This window comes from Brucella rhizosphaerae, assembly GCF_002252475.1.
GTDB classification, from domain to species: Bacteria; Pseudomonadota; Alphaproteobacteria; order Rhizobiales; family Rhizobiaceae; genus Brucella; species Brucella rhizosphaerae.
In genome coordinates this window covers 529,334-550,059 of sequence record NZ_NNRK01000034.1, presented here as the reverse complement: position 1 = coordinate 550,059, position 20,726 = coordinate 529,334, and the positions used below count along the sequence as shown (strand labels likewise).

Below are 20,726 nucleotides of genomic sequence, written 5' to 3'. Positions count from 1 at the left end.
TCTCAAATCGACCAAGAATCGCTGCCATAGCTGCCGATAACACCGCGTTCGGCGAGATACTTTTCCACCTCTGCGACCAGTTCGTCAATGTCACGCCCTGCGGTGCTGAGATGCAGCTCGGGTGAAAGAGGCGCTTCATAAGGAGAATCTATTCCGGTGAAGGCTTTAATCTCACCCCGCAACGCTTGCGCATAAAGCCCTTTCGGATCACGCGCCATGCATTCCTCAATCGATGTATCGACAAAGATTTCGATAAACTCTCCGTCCAGCAGCCGTGAACGCACGCGATCACGTTCGGCACGAAACGGCGAGATAAAAGACACAAGCGTAATCAATCCCGCATCGGCCATCAGCCCCGCCACTTCACCGACACGGCGGATGTTTTCTGCACGATCTTCGTCGGAAAAGCCGAGATCGCTATTGAGACCATGGCGCACATTATCGCCGTCGAGCAGATAAGTATGCTTGCCAAGCGCGTGAAGTCGCTGTTCCAGCCGGTTGGCGATGGTTGACTTGCCCGACGCCGAAAGCCCCGTAAACCAAAGCACGGCAGGCTTCTGGAATTTCTGTGTAGCACGCGCCTGCTTATCAAGATCGAAAGCCTGCAAATGCACATTCGTCGCCTGACGCAGCGCGTGATCGATCATGCCAGCACCAACTGTCGCATTGGTCAGTCGATCAATCAGTACAAAAGCGCCAGTGACACGATTGTCGACATAAGGATCAAAAACGATCTGGTCTGCCGTCTGGAGATGGCAAAGACCAACTTCATTCAGATCAAGCTGTGCCGCATCTTCGCGCGCAAATGTATTGACGTCAGTTCGGTACCTGATCGCATTGATCGTGACTGGCGTCTGGTCCGTTTCAGTGCGCAGGAGATAGGAGCGTCCGGGCTGTAAAGCCTCATCGCCAAACCAAACGATACTGGCAGCAAAGCGATCTGCCACTTCAGGGCGCGCTTCTGTGCCAACGAGCATATTGCCGCGGGAGACCTCGATCTCGTCTTCGAGAACCAGCGTTACGGCCTGCCCTTCTGAAGCGCGCGGCAAATCGCCATCATAAGTGGCAATGCGTTTAACCCGCGATTGCTTGCCCGACTTTGCAATGACAACCGTATCGCCTTGGGCGATCACACCAGAAGCAACAGTGCCGGAAAAACCACGAAAATTAAGATTGGGACGGTTCACATACTGCACCGGAAAGCGGAACGGCCTGGCGTTGGCTTCCGTATCGATACGCACAGTTTCCAGATGTTCAAGCAGATATGGACCTTCATACCAGCCGATGCGTGGAGACAGGCTGGTGACATTATCCCCGTAGCGCGCTGAAAGCGGTATTGCCTGAATGCTCGCAAAGCCTAAGTCTTTGGCGAAGCTCATATAGTCAGCGACAATTCCATCAAACGCTTCCTGCGAAAAATCAACCAGATCGATCTTGTTGACCGCCACCACGATGTGCCGGATGCCGAGGAGCGACGCGATAAAGGAATGGCGACGCGTCTGCGTCAGCACACCCTGACGCGCATCAATCAGCACAACTGCCAGATCAGCAGTCGAAGCACCGGTCGCCATATTGCGCGTATATTGCGCGTGGCCAGGCGTATCAGCGACGATAAATTTACGGCGTGGGGTCGAGAAAAAGCGATAGGCGACATCAATCGTAATGCCTTGCTCGCGCTCAGCTTCCAGACCATCAACCAGAAGTGCAAAGTCGAAATCGTCATCAGTCGTGCCAAATTTGCGGCTGTCATTCTTCAGTGTGGCCAGCTGATCTTCAAAAATCAGCTTGGTGTCATAAAGAAGACGGCCGATCAGCGTGGACTTACCGTCATCAACAGAACCGCAGGTGAGAAAGCGCAGTAGCGTTTTTCGCTCCTGATCGGCAAGGAAATCGCTGACAGCAGCGCTTACTGTTGAAGGCTTGATTGTCGCATTCATCAGAAATAGCCCTCACGCTTCTTCTTTTCCATTGAACCTGCTTCATCGCGATCAATGGCACGACCCTGACGCTCCGAGGTGCGGGCAATCAGCATTTCTTCGACAACATCGGAAAGATTGGTTGCGCTTGATTCAATCGCACCCGTCAGCGGGTAGCAGCCGAGTGTGCGGAAGCGCACCAGTCGTTCCTCGACTTTTTCACCGGGACGAAGCGTCATGCGGTCATCATCGACCTTGATCAGCATGCCATCGCGCTCGACCACCGGACGGTTTGCAGCAAAATAGAGCGGCACGATCGGGATATTTTCCTGCAGGATATACTGCCAGATATCCAGCTCAGTCCAATTGGAAAGCGGAAAGACGCGGATCGATTCACCAGCTGAAACCCGCGTGTTATAGACCTTCCACATTTCGGGACGCTGGTTCTTCGGGTCCCAGCCATGCTGTGCATTACGGAACGAAAAAATGCGCTCCTTGGCGCGGGATTTTTCCTCGTCACGGCGCGCGCCGCCGAAAGCTGCATCGAACTTGTATTTGTCCAACGCCTGCCGCAGTCCTACCGTTTTCATGACATGGGTGTGAACATTGGAGCCATGTGTGAAAGGGCCAACGCCATCACGCACCCCATCTTCATTGATATGCACCAGCAGTTCAAAGCCCTTTTCGCGCGCCTGTGCATCGCGGAACTCGATCATTTCGCGAAATTTCCATGTCGTGTCGACATGCAGGAATGGAAATGGCGGAGGTGCGGGATAAAATGCCTTCATCGCCAGATGCAGCATCACCGACGAGTCCTTGCCTACCGAATAGAGCATGACCGGGTTGGAGAAGGTGGCAGCTACTTCGCGGAAAATATGGATTGCTTCTGCTTCCAGACGCTCAAGATGCGTCAGGTTTTTGGTCAGGGATGCGTGATGCACGTCTGTTTCTCCCGGAATCCGGATCAATCTAACTTTAACTCTGACGCGTATCTTGTCCGAAAACCGCTTCACACTTTTCGGGATGCGCTCTGTACTGACGGGAGGGTGGGCAGATACCTTGACCCGGCGCTAGCGTGGGGAAACCACTCTGAGCGCATTGTCGTGAAAGACCGGATAAAAGGAAAAGTATGCTATCGCGTTTTGCGAGAGGCTTAAGCGAAAACTTGCCAGTTTTAGGCCAGAAGCAGGAACAAACTTGCGCTGCATCAAGAAACAGGATTTTGGGTCAAACCACGGAAAATACTACTAAATTTGTAGTATTAAAGCAATTTTTGATGAGTAAAATTTTTGTCAAACAAGGATTGAAGCATCCTTCGGACCAAACCGCCGAGGGATATAATTTATTAAAGCAGACCGAAGGTCCGCGCTTTGGCAACGGCCTGCACCTTGTTGACCGCAACAAGTTTGATGAGAACGTTGCTGATATGGAAATTGACAGTCCGGGTCGAGATATTGAGGATTTTGCCGATAATCTCGGCAGTCTTTCCTTCGCTCGTCCACCGCAGGATCTCACGCTCGCGCGCTGTCAGATTAACCTCAGCCACACAATTAATGCTTGGAACATCGACATGTTCATACATAGCAAGATGCAGAAGATTGGTTACGATCTGCATCTGCCGACGCAGCCTCGAGATTTCACCGTCTGACAAGGCTGGTTTCTCACGCAGGAATGTAAGAATTCCAAAGACGCCCTGGGCCGCCCAGCACGGCTGAGAGATGCCGGCTTTCAGCCCGAACTTCTGAGCGTCGAGCCACATTTGTGGCGCCTCTGCAAACAGCCTGCTGGACCAGATCAAAGGTTCGATGCTATTTTTGCCACGCCTGATGACCGGATCAATTTCGGCATATTTATGCGCCGCGTAATGCTTCTGCCAGTCGGCAGGCAATGATTCATAACGCACCCAGCGAGCAACACTGTTCAGAGACGGCACACACATTGCATAGGACGCGTATTGAAAGCCGAGCTCTTCAGCATGAGACCTAACATGTTCAAATAGGTGTTCTGCATTATCGGATGATTGTATCTTTTCGTATAAAACTTCCCATTTCATTGCGTAAATCCCAACATTGTCCCTATGAAGCAATATTTACTCTAAAAAACTCTACAAGCAGGCACACTCAGACATCAGAACGCATCCGATCCGATTGAATCAAATCGGGCGTTCCGACAAATAGCCTGACACGCATCTTGAGCCCCAAGATGTTTCACACTTTTGGGGATGCGCGCAAAAACTCAGCCAGACAAACACATATAAATTGAAGGGATTCGATGGCGCCGGAATCCGTGAATTCTATTCATCGACTACAAAACCGTAAGCCACCTGTATTACATAACACATGATTTACAGGTCAGCTATACATAATGATTTCAATATCTTATCGCGTTTTCAGAAAACAAATATTATTCTATATAAATAGAATTTTAGTAAATTAAATAAAGAAGCCCCGCATTGCGGGGCTTCTTTAAACGCTACTTTACAGGTTACTCACGCAGCAGCTTCAACCGGCTCAGGATTCTGTCCCGGTATATAATTGAGGATCGGCCCTAACCAGCGTTCAACCTCTTCCACGCTCATACCCTTGCGCTCAGCATAGTCTTCGACCTGATCACGTTCCACTTTGGCGACGCCAAAATAGTAGCTATCCGGATGACCGATATAGAGCCCTGAAACGGACGAACCCGGCCACATGGAATAGCTTTCCGTCAGCTCAACACCCGTTTGAGCAGTTGCATCCAGCAGCTCAAACAGCGTCGATTTTTCGGTGTGATCGGGCTGTGCCGGATAGCCCGGTGCCGGGCGGATACCTGCATATCGCTCATGGATAAGATCATCAGTCGACAGCTCTTCGCCAGGTGCATAGCCCCAGAACTCATTGCGCACCCGCTGGTGCATCAGTTCCGCAAAAGCTTCTGCAAAACGGTCAGCCAGCGCTTTAACCAGAATCGACGAATAGTCGTCATTGGCCCGTTCAAAACGCTCGGCAATCGCCACTTCCTCAATGCCTGCGGTCACAACAAAGCCGCCGACATAATCCTGCTTGCCACTATCGACAGGGGCTACAAAGTCGGACATAGCCACATTTGGACGACCGTCGCGCTTGGAAAGTTGCTGGCGCAGCGTGAAGAAGGTCGCCAGTTCCTCCTTACGGCTCTCATCGGCAAAGAGACGGATATCATCCCCCACCGTATTGGCGGGCCAGAAGCCGATCACAGCACGTGGTGCAAACCACTTCTCATCAATGATCTTGGCAAGCATTGCCTGCGCATCCACCCAAAGAGCACGGGCGGCTTCGCCTTGCTTTTCATCTTCGAGAATTGCCGGATAGCGCCCTTTCATCTCCCAGGTCTGGAAGAAAGGCGTCCAGTCGATATAGCGAGCGATTGCCGCAAGATCGTAGTTCTCAAATGTCTTGGTGCCAAGGAATGTGGGCTTCGGCGGATTATAAGCATCCCAATCGAGCTTATGCGCGTTCTCGCGTGCCCGAGCCAATGGCAGGCGCTTCTTTTCCGCTTCGCTGCGGGCGTGCGCTGCTGCAACCTTGGCATATTCCGCTCGAATGCCTTCGATATAGCCTTCTTTATTTTCAGGCGACAGCAGATTGGAAACGACGCCAACCGCACGGCTGGCATCGATCACATAAACCGCCTGCCCCTGCTCGTAACGCGGGTGAATTTTCACGGCTGTATGAACACGACTGGTTGTCGCGCCACCAATCAGCAGCGGCACGTTAAAGCCCTCGCGCTCCATTTCCGCAGCCACATGCACCATCTCATCAAGAGACGGCGTAATAAGGCCCGAAAGTCCGATCACATCGACATTTTCAGCACGCGCTGTATCAAGAATCTTCTGCGTAGGAACCATAACGCCAAGATCGATGATCTCGTAATTGTTGCAGGCCAGCACAACGCCGACAATGTTCTTGCCAATGTCATGCACGTCACCCTTGACGGTTGCCATCAACACCTTGCCGGCAGTCTGACGACCTTCACCGCCGCTCAGACGCTTTTCCTCTTCCATGTAAGGAAGAAGCACCGCAACAGCCTGCTTCATCACACGTGCGGATTTGACCACCTGTGGCAGGAACATCTTGCCTGACCCAAACAGATCGCCGACCACATTCATGCCAGCCATCAGCGGACCTTCGATCACATGCAGCGGGCGGGCAGCAGCCAGACGAGCTTCCTCAGTATCGGCTTCGATATACTCGGTAATGCCGTTGACCAACGCATGAGAAAGTCGCTTTTCAACTGACCATTCGCGCCAGCTCAGATCCTGTACCTTGGCTTCTTTGGTACCGCTGTCTCGGAAGCGCTCAGCAATTTCCAGCAGGCGTTCAGTTCCGTCAGGACGTCGGTTGAGGACCACATCCTCGCAAGCCTCGCGCAATTCCGGATCGATGGTATCATAGACCGCGAGCTGGCCCGCATTGACGATACCCATATCCATGCCAACCTGAATGGCATGATAGAGGAACACCGCATGCATCGCCTCGCGCACCGGCTCATTGCCGCGGAACGAGAACGACAGGTTGGATACACCACCGGAAATATGGGCATGCGGTAGCGTTTGAGTTATCTTACGTGTCGCCTCGATGAAATCGACGCCATAATTATTGTGTTCATCAATACCGGTCGCAACAGCGAAGACGTTCGGATCGAAAATGATGTCTTCCGGCGGGAACCCTATCTGTTCGGTGAGGATCTTGTATGCGCGGGTGCAGATTTCGACCTTGCGCTGTTCCGTGTCCGCCTGTCCGGTTTCGTCAAACGCCATAATGACCACAGCCGCACCATAAGCACGCACCAGACGCGCATGATGCAGGAAGGCTTCTTCGCCTTCTTTCAGCGAGATCGAGTTGACGATCGGCTTTCCCTGTACGCATTTAAGACCAGCCTCGATCACGTCCCACTTGGAACTGTCGATCATCACTGGCACGCGAGCAATATCAGGCTCGGCGGCAATCAGGTTGAGATATTCGGCCATGATCTTCTGTGAGTCGATCAGACCTTCATCCATATTGATGTCGATGATTTGCGCGCCGTTTTCCACCTGATCGCGGGCAACAACGAGTGCTGCCGAATAATCGCCAGCTTTGATCAGCTTGCGGAAGCGTGCCGAACCCGTGACGTTGGTGCGTTCGCCGACATTGACGAAAGGAATGTCCTTGGTCAGCGTAAAAGGCTCAAGGCCCGACAGCCGCATCAGCGGCGGCACTTTGACCGGCTTGCGTGGCGGATGCTTTGCGACAGCCGCAGCGATTGCGCGAATATGATCAGGCGTCGAGCCACAGCAGCCGCCAACCACATTCACAAGGCCTTCGCGCGCAAAATCTTCGATCTGCGCGGCCATCGCTTCCGGGCTTTCGTCATACTGACCGAATTCATTCGGCAAACCGGCATTTGGATAGGCGCAAACAAACGTGTCAGCAATGCCAGCGATTTCAGCCAGATGTTCGCGCATCGCATTGGCGCCAAGAGCGCAATTGAGCCCGATGGTGAAAGGCCTGGCGTGACGCAGTGAATACCAGAACGCCGTCGGCGTCTGACCAGAGAGAGTGCGTCCTGAAAGATCGGTAATCGTGCCGGAAATCATGACCGGCAGATGCACGCCCTTCTCGATGAACACTTCTTCGGCAGCAAAAACTGCAGCCTTTGCGTTCAGTGTATCAAAGATGGTTTCAATCAGAATGATATCGGAGCCACCATCCATCAGTCCGCGTATCTGATCGGCATAGGCAATACGCAGATCATCGAATGTGACAGCGCGATAACCCGGATTGTTCACATCCGGCGAAAGCGAAGCCGTGCGGTTTGTCGGTCCGAGCGCGCCGGCAACAAAACGGCGACGACCGTCTTTTTGTTGCGCGCGCAAGGCTGCGCGACGGGCAAGGCGCGCACCATCCCGGTTCAACTCGTAAACGGCATCTTCCATGCCATAGTCAGCCTGAGCGATGGTTGTTGAGGAGAACGTATTGGTTTCAAGAATATCTGCGCCAGCCATGGCGTAGGCATAATGAATTTCTTCAATCGCCTTTGGCTGCGTGAGAGTCAGCAGATCGTTATTGCCCTGAAGCTGGCAGTCGCAAGCACCAAACCGCTCGCCGCGAAAATGTTCTTCGTGGAAGCCAAGCCCCTGAATCTGCGTACCCATCGCACCGTCGAGAATCAGAATGCGCTCTCTTGCGGCCTGCGTCAGTGCTTCAAGCACTTCCGAGCCGTCTGGCTTTGCTGCCGTTGCACCAAAAAGATTATCGAGGGAAGACGTCATAGGGGATTACCGCCTGTATTCAGATACGCTTCATCGCTACAACACCGCCCGAAATCCACAAAGGGTTTTCGTTTATTCCGGTGTGCAGAACACTTCACATCACGCACGCTTAAGAATTCTGCATGAACCCGAGCGCACAAGTCACGCTTAATGACATAAACATATCTTTATGTCAATTCGGAACACTTGCGTTGAACCTTTCGAATTGCCTTCACTCGACTATTGCCAGAGGGAAGAAAAAGTGAGCTTCCGCAGCCACCTACCCGCCACATTGCGGGAGCTAAATCCTTGTTAGTGACGTTAAAGGCGAAATCACTATATTTGGGAGAAACCGATGAAGAGGCTTGCATCTTCCTTACTGGCAGCGTGTCTTGCGCTTGGGTTTGGCATGCCAGCGGCAACATCTGCCAATGCTGCTCAGCCATCCGCTTTGATAGCGCCCACAACAACGAGCGGCGTAACGGCTCCGGTCGAGAATGTACAATATTACGAATATCGCGGAGATAGGCGCGATTGGCGTCGTCCTGCGCCGCGTTACCGCGATGGCTACAGGCATTACCGGCCACACTATCGTCCGCATTGGGGACCGCCACCGGTCTATCGCCATCCGCCGCGTTATCGGTCAGCCCCGATGTATCGTGGTGGCAATGCGCATGTGCGCTGGTGTTACAATCGCTACCGCTCCTACCGCGCATACGACAACACATTCCAGCCCAATTATGGACCACGGCGCCAGTGCTATTCGCCATATATCTAAACAGAAAAGCCCCGGGCAATCCGGGGCTTTTTCATAATGTTTTACGCTTCGGAAATCAGGTTACGAAAGCGCCGATCGAAGCCGCGACCAGTCCGATCGCAATGGCGATCATAACACCGTAGACGCGGGGCTTATCAAAAAGCACAGCAAAAGCGGAGAACCACGCCACCACTGCAGCGCCCAGCGCAAAGAGAAAACCCGGCTTGTCGCCATGATAAAGATTGGCTGCCATCAGTGCGCCTACGATCAGCGCACCAAAAACGATCATCAGCCCTGTGGCATAGCGTTCGTAATCGTCCATCTAAAATTCCTCGTTCCGATCACACCAAGCGCGCGCCGGAAGATATCGCTCAATCATTTGGCCATTTAAAGACATGGCAAATAACCATGTCACTGGCGGGTCACTCTCACACAATCACTATTTGCGCCGTTCTTCAACCATTTCGCTGCGCCATTCGCTGCAATTGTTGCGACTTTCGCGCAAGCGTTTTCACAGAAGCCACCAACTCATGTTATGATTGCGGTTATGGAATCGTCTGGTCTCAACATATTTGAAACACCGATAGGCCCTTGCGGCATCGCTTGGCATGCAGACAAAATCGTCGGCGTGGAAATCGGTGACGCAGATGAAAACGAAACCCGCTACAGGCTGAAAAGCCGGTTTTCCGATACAGAAGTCTCCACTCCGCCCTCATTCGTCATAGAAGCCATCGACAAGGTTTGCGTACTCCTTGAGGGAGGCGACCCGGATTTTTCCGTGACGCCACTCGCGCTTGATTCGGTCCCCGATCTCAACCGCCGGGTCTACGAAATCCTTCTGGAACTAAAAGCTGGGGAAACCATCACCTATGGTGCAATTGCGCGAAGGCTGGGCGATGTCAGTCTTTCGCAAGCAGTCGGTTATGCACTCGGCAAAAACCCGTTTCCGATTATTGTACCGTGCCACAGGGTTCTGGGTTCCAATGGCAAAGTCGGTGGGTTTTCGGCTGCGGGCGGCACAGTTACAAAATTACGGCTTCTCAATATTGAGCGCGCCAGAACATCGGTAGAGCCAGACCTCTTCGGTGGCCTGCCATTACAGGCCCGACCCTCAATAGAAAATTAGCGGCGGACTTCGGCCAGCGTAACTTACGCCCGGCTAGCCCAACTTACGCAATGCGTCGATTATCATGTCAACGCCCTCATCGGCTGAGATCAGCGCCGTATCGATCACGAGAGGCGACCTCTCCCAAGGATCATACTGGCGGGATTGCACATCATTCCATGTCGGCTGAGTTCTATCCTGAGACTTTTCGCGGCGCGATTCAACACGCCTCTTGTGTTCAGTGACGTCGGAGCAGATGACTTCGACTTCGGTCAGTGGAACGTTTGCGGCAATCGCCACTGATCTGTAGGCATCGCGCGTAATTTTGAGAGAATTTACGGAATCTGCAATCACCATATGCCCAAGCGCCAAATTCTCCGCAGCCAGGCGGTAAGCGGTCAAATAGCCCGAGGCTCCCGGAACTCCCGACTTGGAAAGCGCATCGGAGCTCGCAATGGCATTTTCAATTGTATCAATGCGCAAATAAAAGGCGGGTAAAAGGCCCGCCAGTTTATGCGCAATCGTGCTTTTCCCAACACCCGGCAAGCCTGCAAATACAATAAACATATGCTAGCCACCTTCTGTAAGAACCAGGTCAGACAGAGTGTGTCAGCCTTTGTCAGTTACGACATCTGCGGAGAACCGCAGCTCACGCATAGGGCGAACATGCTGTGTCGTCGCGTCGTAAGTTGGATGCTGCTTGAAAGCGAAAAGCGCTGCTTCGTCCCTGAACTCGGCATAGACAACGAGATCAATATCGTTGCCCATCGGGTCTACCTTGGAGTTCGGCAGAACTTCAAACACGTCGGAATGCGGAATGGTGCCCAACTGCTCCAAACCTTTACGGACGATTTCAACGTCCTGATCAGGCTTGACGCTGAAGAAAACAATGTGGCGGATCACTTCTTGTCTCCAAATCTTGATGGGGCGTATCTACCCCATCAAGCCGACAAGCAAAACCACAAAAAGGTGATTGCTGAGATTTAGCCAGTCTTAAAGCACCTGTCTCTTTTGGGCGCATCGCGGCTTTAAGGCAGTTTACCTGAAGTATGATCTTAGTGACCTCGCTGCGTTCAGGCCGGATTATGCCTTTACCCGCCGCCAGGCGAACCCGCCCTCCTGCTGCACCGACCCGCGTCCGGGCTGATAATAACCGGGCGTATCGACCAGACGCTGCTCGCCAAGACGGCTTTGCGCGACCTTGTTGGTCACCAGCAGGCTGTCAAATCCAGTTCTCAGCATAAGGGCTGCCTGATCGATCAGCACATCGCCTGTCGCACGCAATTCGCCTTCAAATCCTGCACGGCGCAAAACTTCGGCTTTTGAATAGGAGCGACCATCATTGAAGGCCGGAAACTGCAATGCAATGACTGGCAGGCTTTCAAGATGATCCAGCAAAGGTTCGATTTTTTCACCGGGCGTTACCGATACGCCGATACGACGGTTGGAAGAACGGCGCAGCTCTTCATCAAGCCCCAGCCAGACCGCCAATGGAATGATGATCGCAGGTGCATCGCCTGCCGCTTCCAGATCATCGGCAAAAATATAGTCGTCTTCGCGAAAGCCTTGCTCGGACCAGAGTTTTGTTTCAGCTGTTGTTTCACTCATTTCTGGTCCAAAGCTCCAAGGTTATTTTTTCACGCACATCTTAACCGAAAACCGCTACACACTTTTCGGGATGCGCTTCAGGCTATCGGCAAGGCCAGTCAGATGGATACCGCATTCGGTCTTTTCCGATCCTGCCCAGCGTCCTGCGCGCTGATCTTCGTCATCGCTCACCGGCCGCGTGCAAGGCATGCAGCCGATAGACCGGTAACCCTGTGTCGTCAGGGGGTGGACGGGCAGGTCGTGCTTTTGCGCGTAGGCAAGCAAGTCTTCCGACCGCATACGCGCTAGAGGATTGATGCGGATACGCGGACCAACTGATTCAAATATCGGCAAAGCATTGCGGGTCGAGGCCTGAAATTGCTTGCGGCCTGTCATCCATGCGCGATACGGAGCCACGGCCCGTGCCATCGGCTCCACCTTGCGAATAAAACAGCAGCGATCCTTGTCGGTCATCGACAAAGCGCCAAACGGATCATCAGCCTTCACACTTTCCTCGATCGGCAAAATATCCTGCACATCGGTCAGGCCGAGCCGGTCGGCGAGATCATGCCGATAGTCGAGTGTTGCGCGAAAGTGCTTGCCGGTATCAAGAAACAGAACAGGCATCGCCGGATCGATTTGCGCGATCATGTGCAACAGAATGGCAGACTCCGCTCCGAAGGATGAAACGACCGCGATGCGTCCTTCAAAGAGTTCGCGCGTGCTCAGCGCAATTACCTCCTGCGGAGATGAAGCTCCATGACTTCCTTCAAGAAGACGAGCTTCGGCAGCCGCGCGCTGTTCTGCAACCGGATCTGAATTGGGATCCAAATCGGATTCAGTGTCAGGCAGCACGGCTCACCTCGCCATAAAGCGCGCGTTTGAATGGCTCCATGCCCACCCGACGATAAGCATTGAGAAATGTCTCCTCACCGCTCTCCCGCAAACCGAGATAAGTATCGACCACAGTTTCAATGGCATCGACGACTTCTTCCGAAGAAAAGCCACGCCCCGTAATGTCACCGATGGCAGTGTGTTCGTCAGCCGAACCGCCAAGCGTGATCTGGTAGAGTTCTTCGCCCTTCTTTTCGACGCCGAGAATGCCAATATGGCCGACATGGTGATGACCGCAGGCATTGATGCAGCCGGAAATCTTGATCTTAAGATCGCCGATTTCAAGCTGGCGCTGCTGATCGCCAAAGCGCTCTGAAATACGTTGCGCGACAGGGATTGAGCGTGCATTGGCAAGCGCACAATAATCAAGGCCGGGGCATGCGATAATATCGGTGATCAGACCGGCATTCGCCGTAACCAGACCGTCTGATTGCAGCAGATCATAGACTGCTGGGAGATCGGCCTTGGCCACATGTGGCAGAACCAGGTTCTGCTCGTGACTGACGCGGATTTCATCGAACGAATAGGTTTCGGCGATATCCGCCACCAGTTCCATCTGTTCAGCGCTCGCGTCACCCGGAATGCCGCCAATCGGCTTCAAGGAAATCGTAACGACAGCATAATCAGGGTTCTTGTGCGGTGTGACATTGCGCTTGGTCCAGGCCGCAAAATCCGCATCGGATTTCTGCGTGACAGCAAGAACTTCCCAACCCTCGGGACGCTGCGGCAGGTCCGGCATCCGGAAATAGCTTTCAATCGCGTCGATATCGCGCTGCGGTAGCTTCAGATCGCCGTAACGGATCTGTTCCCACTCGGCGTCGATTTCCTCCACAAGCGGTTCAACGCCCGTTTCATGCACGAGGATTTTGATGCGTGCCTTATATTTGTTATCGCGGCGCCCGTAGAGGTTATAAACGCGGACAATTGCCGTAACATAGGTCAGCATGTCCTCAAGCGGCAGGAAGTCGCGGATTTTCTTGGCAACCATCGGCGTGCGCCCCTGTCCACCACCGATATAGACGGCAAGACCCAGTTCACCTGCTTCATTCTTTTTGAGCTGCAAGCCAATGTCGTGAACCTGAATGGCCGCGCGATCATGCTCGGAACCAACAATCGCGATTTTGAACTTACGCGGCAGGTATGAAAACTCCGGATGCAGGGACGACCACTGGCGCAGAATTTCCGCCAGGGGACGCGGGTCTGCCACTTCGTCGTGCGCAGCCCCTGCAAAATGATCGGCCGTCACATTGCGAATGCAATTGCCAGACGTCTGGATCGCATGCATTTCGACTCTCGCGAGCTCTTCCAGAATTTGTGGCACATCCTTCAATGCCGGCCAGTTATACTGGATATTCTGACGCGTGGTAAAATGCGCGAAGCCACGATCATAATCGCGCGCGATCGACCCAAGCCTGCGCAGCTGTCGGCTCGATAACGTGCCATAGGGGATCGCGACACGCAGCATATAGGCGTGTAATTGCAGATAAAGACCGTTCATCAGACGCAACGGCTTGAACTGATCTTCCGTCAACTCGCCAGAAAGGCGACGCTCAACCTGATCCTTGAACTGTGCAACACGGGCCGCAACGAAGTCGCGGTCAAATTCATCATAACGATACATATCTACTTCCGATATTCAGATCAGGAGGCCTGCTTCAACGTTGGTTGACCAAGCGTAATGATGGTGGGGCCAGAAAGCCTAATGCGCTCGCGCAGGCGAATGGGATAAAGCCCTTCGTCACGCTCTTCGACATCGATGACATTCACATCGACAACCAGATTGGCTTTGGCTGCGATCTTACCCGCCTCTTCAAGAGCGCTGACCGCCTCAGCATGACGGGCAACGAGCGCACCATCAATGGTTTCCTGCCACGATCCGTCTGCGCCGAGCCACACAGCCTGTCCATCGATGAGCCGGTTTGCGGTGAGAACTTTTACAACCATTTCCAAACTCCTTGAACTTAAGCGGCTACGGGGATTGGCTTGCGCGCCAATGCTTGCGCCTTGTCGATAGCGGCACCTGCAACGGCGTCGCCGATGATAACCATGACCGGACCGGACAACTCTTTTCTGTCTTCAAGAACAGGCAGGTCTTTCAATGTTCCATGGAACAGCCGCTTATCTTTGCGGCTGGCATTCTCAATCACAGCTACCGCAGTATCTTCATGCAGACCCGCAGAGATGAGACGGCTTGCGACCGATGCTGCAACGCTTGATCCCATGTAGACGGCGATTGTTGCACCGGAAACTGCAAGCCTGGCCCAGCCGGGAAGCACATCTCCAGCCATGTCGTGACCGGTGGTGAACACCAGCGAGGAAGCGACACCGCGCAATGTCAGCGGCAACTCCATATCGGCTGCAGCAGCAAAAGCCGACGTAATGCCCGGCACAATTTCAAAACCGATACCAGCGGCACGCAATGCAGCCATTTCCTCACCTGCACGACCAAAGACCAGTGGATCGCCAGCCTTAAGACGCACCACACGCTTGCCCTCACGTCCGAGGCTCACGAGCAGATCATTGATCTCGTTCTGGCTCTTGGAATGACAACCCTTGCGTTTACCCACGGCAAGGCGTTCAGCATCGCGACGCCCCATGGCGATTACGCCTTCCGGAACCAATGCATCATGCACAATGACATCGGCTTCCATTAAAACGCGATGCGCGCGCAATGTCAGCAAGTCTTCCGCACCCGGTCCAGCGCCAACCAACCAGACATAACCGGCGCCATGTTCTCTTTGTCCAATTAATTCATTTGCAGCTTTGTACGCCTCCTCGCGGTCGCCATTTTCAACAGCGCGAGCAACAGAGCCGGAAAAGAAACCACGCCAGAAGCTGCGACGTGCCAGACCCTTTGGCAAAAGCTTTTCGACCAGTGGGCGCCAGCTCTCGGCATAGTGCGCCAATTCACCAAGACGGGGCGAGAAGGCAGCATCGATACGTGCACGCACCATCTGCGCCAGAACAGGAGCCGAGCCTTCGGTGCCAATTGCGATTGCAATCGGTGCGCGATTAACAATGGCTGGCGTCAGGAAATCACAAAGTGCGGGACGATCCACGACATTGACCGGGATTCTCTGCGTTTTGACGGATGCTGCAATCGCGCGATCCTGTTCCTCATTGCCGGTTGCGACAAAAACCAGCTTTGCACCCACAAGATGCCGAGGCTCAAAAGCTTCTTCTACGTGCTCCGCACCATGGTTTTCAATGAAAGCAACAAGAGCCGCTTCTGCATCCTCCGCAATAATGCGCAAGCGAGCAGAGGTCTGCGCCACGAGACGCGCTTTGTTGAGCGCTTCCTCGCCACCGCCAACAATCACGACCACCTCTTCCGAAACACGGAAGAAGACAGGAAAATCAGCAAGAAGACGCGTTTGCGATTGGGACACGAGACCATCCTTTTTCAGATAGCCGCTATTATTCCCGGACTGGTGAAATTTTATAAGAAACGGGCTTGCGCGGGCAAATCACGCGGAGCATCACTTTTTCTCAAGAAAGGCATTTTGAGGATTTTAATTCCTGTTTGCCTCAAATTATATCCCATAATTTTTGTAGGATTATCAATCAGCTAGCTATAATTGCCCGATGTGAAAAAGGCGGGTACATGTTTAGGCCAGCGACGTGGCAGGACAGCCACAAGGTCAAACCGCAGCGACAGTTTTGCGTAATCCGGCTGGCGTTGCAGCCACATATCTGCGGCGTCCTCGATGCGGCGCATGGCCTGCGGCGTGACAGCCAGTTGCGCCGCTTCAACGCTGATACGCGCTTTGACTTCAACAATAAGAACGAGATGTCCGCGTCGGGCAATAAGATCGATTTCGCCAAGCCGCGTGCGATACCGGCGCGCAACGATGCGAAAGCCTTTAAGCATAAGCGCGAAAGCGGCCAGACGCTCGGCGCTGTGTCCGCGAAAGAAAGCAACGCGCTTTTTCTCGCGGAATTCACTCATCAGCCTTGTGCCTTCAACTGCATCAAACGCTGATAAAGCACCGACTTCTGACCACCGGTCATGCGGGCTGCTTCGCCTGCGGCTTTGGACGGTGGCAGTTCCTGTGAAAGTGACAGAAGCAGCTTATCAATGTCTTCTTCGCTTTGCGGCACACCTTCACCTGAAGGCGGACCAACCAGCAGCACGACCTCGCCGCGAATGCGATCTTCGCCATCGAATTGCTGTTTCAGCTCACCCAGAGTGGAAGTGACAATGGTTTCATAAGCCTTGGTCAACTCGCGGCAGAGAGCAGCCTCACGCGCATCGCCAAAAACGTCTGCCATATCGGCAAGCGTTGCTGCCGCACGATTGGGCGATTCATAGAATACAAGCGTTGCATCTATGTTCTTCAGGCTCTCAAGCTTTGATGTTTTCTGGCCATGCTTGACCGGTAGAAATCCGCAAAACATGAAAGCATCGGTTGGTAGCCCTGAAGCCGCAAGTGCAGCAAGAAGCGCCGATGCACCAGGAATTGGCACAACCCGGATACCCGCATCACGCGCTTCACCAACCAGCCGAAAACCCGGATCGGAGACGAGTGGCGTTCCGGCATCTGATACAAGCGCAACACTCTTGCCAGCCTGCAAGGCCGCAATCAGCTTCGGACCCGCTTCATTGGCATTATGCTCATGATAGCTGATCGGACGACGCACAATACCATAGCGATCCAGCAACACACGGGTAACGCGGGTGTCTTCACAGGCCACAATGTCAGCGCTCGCAAGCGTTTCCAGTCCGCGCAAGGTCATGTCGCCAAGATTGCCGATGGGGGTCGAGACGATATAGAGCGCAGATTCAATCGGTCGGGCACGCTGAGCGGTGCCCCCCACAACAAATTCGCGCTTCACATCGTCATATAATTCGGTCATTCCGTATCCTTATGCAGGCCTGTATTTACGCCGCAAGATCAGCCAACAGCGCATCAAGCACCAAAGCACCATCTGGGGTCGCGCGGATGAAATTGCCACCCAGGGGCTCGATCATGCCGGATGCAACCAGTCTCGCAAGCCGCTGTCTGTCGATATCGTGTCCCGTCAGACGGCGATAGCGATCAAGATCAATGCCTTCACGCAGTCTCAGGCCCATCATCAGGAATTCATCGCCTTCCTGATCACCTTTGAGATATTCTTCTTCATTGATGCCATGGCCACGCTGCTCGACCTTTTCGAGCCATGTTTCCGGATGCTTTTCCGTAATCGTTACAGTGCGAGCGCCATTCTCCACGAAACGGCCATGCGCGCCGGGCCCAATCCCGACATATTGCCCATAGCGCCAGTAAACCAGATTATGCTGCGATTCACGTCCGGGCACGGCATGGTTCGAAATTTCGTAAGCCGGAAGACCGCACTCAGCCGTGATCTTCTGCGTTTCCTCATAGAGAGCCGCAGCGTGATCCGGGTCAGGAGTGGTCAGTTTGCCGGCCTTCCACAGATTATAGAACTGCGTTCCTTCCTCAATCGTCAGCTGGTAGAGCGACAGATGATCGGCCGCCAGATCAATGGCTTCTTTCAGTTCTTCACGCCATGCTTCAATCGTCTGGTTTGGGCGCGCATAAATGAGATCGAAGGAGAGACGCGGGAAAATCTCGCGAGCCAGTCGGATTGCGGCCTTCGCCTCCTCAACCGAATGCATGCGGCCAAGACGGCGCAGATCGGGATCGTTCAAGGCCTGAATACCGAGCGACACGCGATTGACGCCGGCTGCACGATATCCGCGAAAACGCTCTGCTTCCACGCTTGTCGGATTGGCTTCAAGTGTCACTTCGATATCAGGTGCGACCGACCAGCGCGATGCAATGCCGTCGAGCAGACTGCCGACCGTCGAAGGCTGCATCAGCGACGGCGTGCCTCCGCCCAAAAAGATACTGGTGATGGTGCGTGGACCGGTTCTCTCACGCAACGTGTCCATCTCACGGTTAAAGGCTTGCGCAAAGCGCAGCTGATCAACCGGCTGATGGCGCACATGACTGTTGAAGTCGCAATAGGGGCATTTGGCCAGACAAAACGGCCAATGCACATAAACACCAAACGCAGTTTCCCCATCCGCGCGTGCAATCGGCAGAATATTCGCTTGAGCATCAGATGGTGAAAAATGATGGTTCATTCAGCAGGGTCCGAAACAACATCGAGTGCCTTTTCAGCGAAAAGCTTGAAAGCGCGCGCACGGTGCGAAAGCGCCGATGCATCACCAGGCTTCCAGCCGTGTTTTTCATCGGCAGTCATTTCACCAAAGGTTTTCTCATAGCCGTCTGGCTTGAAAACCGGATCATAACCGAAGCCGATATTGCCGCGCGGCGGCCAGATCAGCGTGCCTTCCACTTCACCACGATAATATTGTGCTTCACCATCCGGCCATGCAAGGCAGATGACAGATACGAAGCGTGCTTTGCGCTTATCGGGTGTGGTTGCACCCTTTTCCTGCAAAAGATCTTCGACCTTTTGCATCGCCATATCAAAATCGCGGGTACCGTCTTCTGTCTCGGCCCAATCGGCCGTGTAAACGCCGGGCGCGCCATCAAGCGCGTCCACAGCCATGCCAGAGTCGTCGGAAAGCGATGGCAGGCCGGTGGCCTTTGCCGCAGCCAACGCCTTGATGTAAGCGTTTTCCTCGAAAGTCGTGCCCGTTTCTTCCGGCTCAGGCAGACCGAGAGCTGCAACAGAACTGATCTCAAAGCCAAACGGGGCGATCAGCCCATCAAATTCTCTGAGCTTGCCCGCATTGTGCGATGCGACGATCAGTTTGCCTTTTTCGAGTGCTCTCATTTCAGTCCTACTTTGCTAACAAATGGTCCAGTCCAAGAACCAGTCCCCACTTTTCGGGATTATGCTTTACCCCAAAGTTTCGGTTCGGCAAACTCCAGCGAATTCCCTGAAGGATCGCGAAAATAGATCGAACGTGCGCCGTTTGGCCATTCGAAATCAGCCTCGATGGCAACACCACGCTTTTCAAGATGCTTGCGCCAGTCATCCATTTCGTCGTGTGTGGCTGTGAAACACGTGTGACCTTCACCGCTTGCACCATGGGTCGGAACGGGCAATGGATCACCCTCGTGGGAAAGCCGGGTGAGTTCCGCATTAAACAAAATCAAAACACCGTTGCCGCAATGAAAAAACGCACTGCGCGAGCTGTTGGGATGAACAAGTTTCATTCCGAGAGTATCGCGGTAAAACCGTACCGCCTCCTCAACGTCCCTCACATAAAGCGCCGTTTCAAGTATCTGTCTCGGCTGCATGTTTATAGCCCTTCGCTTCAACAGAGATAAATGATCATGGGCCTATAACAGCTTCATGATCATTTTGCGGTCTCAACTGATGAATTTCCGACGGCGCGCTGAAGCCCCCGGAAATCCATGCTTTAATTAAGCAATGGCTGCCTTCTGCAACTCGACGAGCTGGTTAACACCACCACGTGCAAGCTTCATAAGCGATGCGAACTCTTCTTCCGAGAACGGTGCGCCTTCAGCCGTGCCCTGAATTTCGACGATGCCGCCCTGTCCGGTCATGACGAAATTGCTGTCGGTTTGAGCCGCCGAATCCTCTGCATAATCGAGATCGAGCACAGGCTCACCTTCATAAATGCCGCAGGAAATAGCTGCAATATGATCTTTGAGAACCTTCTCGATGCGGATCATCTGACGCGCTTCCATCCAGCGAAGGCAATCATGCAGTGCAACCCAGCCACCTGTGATGGCTGCAGTGCGCGTGCCGCCATCGGCCTGAATGACGTCGCAGTCAACCGTGATCTGGAATTCGCCAAGCGCCTGCAGATCAACAACAGCACGCAACGAACGCCCGATCAGACGCTGGATTTCCTGCGTGCGACCGCCCTGCTTGCCGCTCGCGGCTTCACGGCGCATACGGTCGCCCGTCGAGCGTGGAAGCATACCGTATTCGGCCGTAACCCAGCCCTTGCCGCTGTTACGCATCCAGCCCGGGACCTTTTCCTCAAGACTTGCCGTACACAGAACATGGGTGTCGCCAAACTTCACGAGGCAAGAGCCCTCAGCATGTTTGGAAACGCCGCGCTCAAAAGACACGGCGCGCATTTCATCGACGGCGCGCTTGGATGGACGCATGGTAATTCCTCAATTCGTTTTTCGTTGCGGCTTTTTAGGCCTGTCGCACAAGAATGGAAAGGAATTTCGCAAGATCACCCAAGAGAGGTGTTAAGACACCTGTCATTATAGGCGCAAAGCCTTTGACGCCTTCGGTAGCAGTCTTATATCTAAC

The 20,726-nt window shown here is 53.6% G+C and carries 20 protein-coding genes; 2 read left to right on the top strand and 18 right to left on the bottom strand.

Annotated features, from left to right (window positions below; translation table 11 throughout):
• Positions 1-2: 2 nt before the first annotated feature.
• The 4 genes from cysN to metH form a co-directional block, all read right to left on the bottom strand.
• A complete protein-coding gene (cysN, locus tag CEV32_RS19680; protein ID WP_094578786.1) occupies positions 3-1,937 on the bottom strand; it encodes a sulfate adenylyltransferase subunit CysN in 1,935 nt (644 codons plus the stop codon).
• A complete protein-coding gene (gene cysD / locus CEV32_RS19675) occupies positions 1,937-2,857 on the bottom strand; it encodes a sulfate adenylyltransferase subunit CysD (protein ID WP_094578785.1) in 921 nt (306 codons plus the stop codon). The genes cysN and cysD overlap by 1 nt, the downstream gene beginning before the upstream one ends.
• A gap of 404 nt (positions 2,858-3,261) precedes the next feature.
• Entirely contained in the window at positions 3,262-3,969 is a 708-nt protein-coding gene (locus CEV32_RS19670) for a LuxR family transcriptional regulator (RefSeq protein ID WP_094578784.1), read from the bottom strand.
• A 435-nt stretch (positions 3,970-4,404) separates the two neighbouring features.
• Positions 4,405-8,187, bottom strand: a complete 3,783-nt coding sequence (metH, locus tag CEV32_RS19665) for a methionine synthase (RefSeq protein WP_094578783.1) — start codon at positions 8,185-8,187, stop codon at positions 4,405-4,407.
• Positions 8,188-8,521: 334 nt separating this feature from the next.
• Between metH and CEV32_RS19660 the strand changes: the two genes are divergently transcribed.
• Positions 8,522-8,944 carry a BA14K family protein gene (locus CEV32_RS19660; protein WP_094578782.1) on the top strand — a complete coding sequence of 141 codons (423 nt, stop codon included), beginning with the start codon at positions 8,522-8,524 and terminating at the stop codon, positions 8,942-8,944.
• 55 nt (positions 8,945-8,999) lie between these two features.
• Here CEV32_RS19660 and CEV32_RS19655 read toward each other — a convergent pair whose 3' ends face one another.
• Positions 9,000-9,245 (bottom strand): hypothetical protein, encoded by a 246-nt coding sequence (locus CEV32_RS19655; protein ID WP_094578781.1) that lies wholly within the window; start codon positions 9,243-9,245, stop codon positions 9,000-9,002.
• A 225-nt stretch (positions 9,246-9,470) separates the two neighbouring features.
• On the opposite strand from CEV32_RS19655, the gene CEV32_RS19650 reads away from it, so the two are divergent.
• The gene (locus CEV32_RS19650) at positions 9,471-10,049 is read left to right on the top strand and encodes a methylated-DNA--[protein]-cysteine S-methyltransferase (protein ID WP_094579183.1); all 579 of its coding nucleotides are present in this window, start codon (positions 9,471-9,473) and stop codon (positions 10,047-10,049) included.
• A 33-nt stretch (positions 10,050-10,082) separates the two neighbouring features.
• Here the strand turns inward: CEV32_RS19650 and CEV32_RS19645 are convergent, their stop codons facing one another.
• The 13 genes from CEV32_RS19645 to rph form a co-directional block, all read right to left on the bottom strand.
• Positions 10,083-10,595: an AAA family ATPase gene (locus CEV32_RS19645; protein WP_094578780.1), complete on the bottom strand. Its 513-nt coding sequence runs from the start codon at positions 10,593-10,595 to the stop codon at positions 10,083-10,085.
• Positions 10,596-10,637: 42 nt separating this feature from the next.
• Entirely contained in the window at positions 10,638-10,931 is a 294-nt protein-coding gene (locus CEV32_RS19640) for a Dabb family protein (protein ID WP_094578779.1), read from the bottom strand.
• Positions 10,932-11,111: 180 nt separating this feature from the next.
• Positions 11,112-11,636, bottom strand: coding sequence for a DUF934 domain-containing protein (locus tag CEV32_RS19635; RefSeq protein WP_094578778.1), 525 nt, complete (start codon positions 11,634-11,636; stop codon positions 11,112-11,114).
• 54 nt (positions 11,637-11,690) lie between these two features.
• On the bottom strand, positions 11,691-12,446 hold the full coding sequence (locus tag CEV32_RS19630; RefSeq protein WP_094579182.1) for a phosphoadenylyl-sulfate reductase: 756 nt from the start codon (positions 12,444-12,446) through the stop codon (positions 11,691-11,693).
• Positions 12,447-12,459: 13 nt separating this feature from the next.
• Positions 12,460-14,130, bottom strand: coding sequence for a nitrite/sulfite reductase (locus CEV32_RS19625; RefSeq protein WP_094578777.1), 1,671 nt, complete (start codon positions 14,128-14,130; stop codon positions 12,460-12,462).
• Positions 14,131-14,150: 20 nt separating this feature from the next.
• Entirely contained in the window at positions 14,151-14,453 is a 303-nt protein-coding gene (locus CEV32_RS19620; RefSeq protein WP_094578776.1) for a DUF2849 domain-containing protein, read from the bottom strand.
• Positions 14,454-14,470: 17 nt separating this feature from the next.
• Entirely contained in the window at positions 14,471-15,898 is a 1,428-nt protein-coding gene (gene cysG, locus CEV32_RS19615; RefSeq protein ID WP_094578775.1) for a siroheme synthase CysG, read from the bottom strand.
• A gap of 179 nt (positions 15,899-16,077) precedes the next feature.
• Complete coding sequence (locus tag CEV32_RS19610; protein WP_094578774.1) at positions 16,078-16,458, bottom strand: YraN family protein; 381 nt, start codon at positions 16,456-16,458, stop codon at positions 16,078-16,080.
• Positions 16,458-17,366: a 16S rRNA (cytidine(1402)-2'-O)-methyltransferase gene (gene rsmI, locus CEV32_RS19605; RefSeq protein WP_094578773.1), complete on the bottom strand. Its 909-nt coding sequence runs from the start codon at positions 17,364-17,366 to the stop codon at positions 16,458-16,460. The genes CEV32_RS19610 and rsmI overlap by 1 nt, the downstream gene beginning before the upstream one ends.
• 25 nt (positions 17,367-17,391) lie before the next feature.
• Entirely contained in the window at positions 17,392-18,600 is a 1,209-nt protein-coding gene (gene hemW, locus CEV32_RS19600) for a radical SAM family heme chaperone HemW (protein WP_094578772.1), read from the bottom strand.
• Positions 18,597-19,259: an RdgB/HAM1 family non-canonical purine NTP pyrophosphatase gene (rdgB, locus tag CEV32_RS19595; RefSeq protein WP_094578771.1), complete on the bottom strand. Its 663-nt coding sequence runs from the start codon at positions 19,257-19,259 to the stop codon at positions 18,597-18,599. The genes hemW and rdgB overlap by 4 nt, the downstream gene beginning before the upstream one ends.
• A gap of 59 nt (positions 19,260-19,318) precedes the next feature.
• Positions 19,319-19,729 (bottom strand): VOC family protein, encoded by a 411-nt coding sequence (locus CEV32_RS19590; RefSeq protein ID WP_094578770.1) that lies wholly within the window; start codon positions 19,727-19,729, stop codon positions 19,319-19,321.
• Between the two features lie 126 nt (positions 19,730-19,855).
• On the bottom strand, positions 19,856-20,572 hold the full coding sequence (gene rph / locus CEV32_RS19585) for a ribonuclease PH (RefSeq protein ID WP_094578769.1): 717 nt from the start codon (positions 20,570-20,572) through the stop codon (positions 19,856-19,858).
• Positions 20,573-20,726 lie beyond the last annotated feature (154 nt).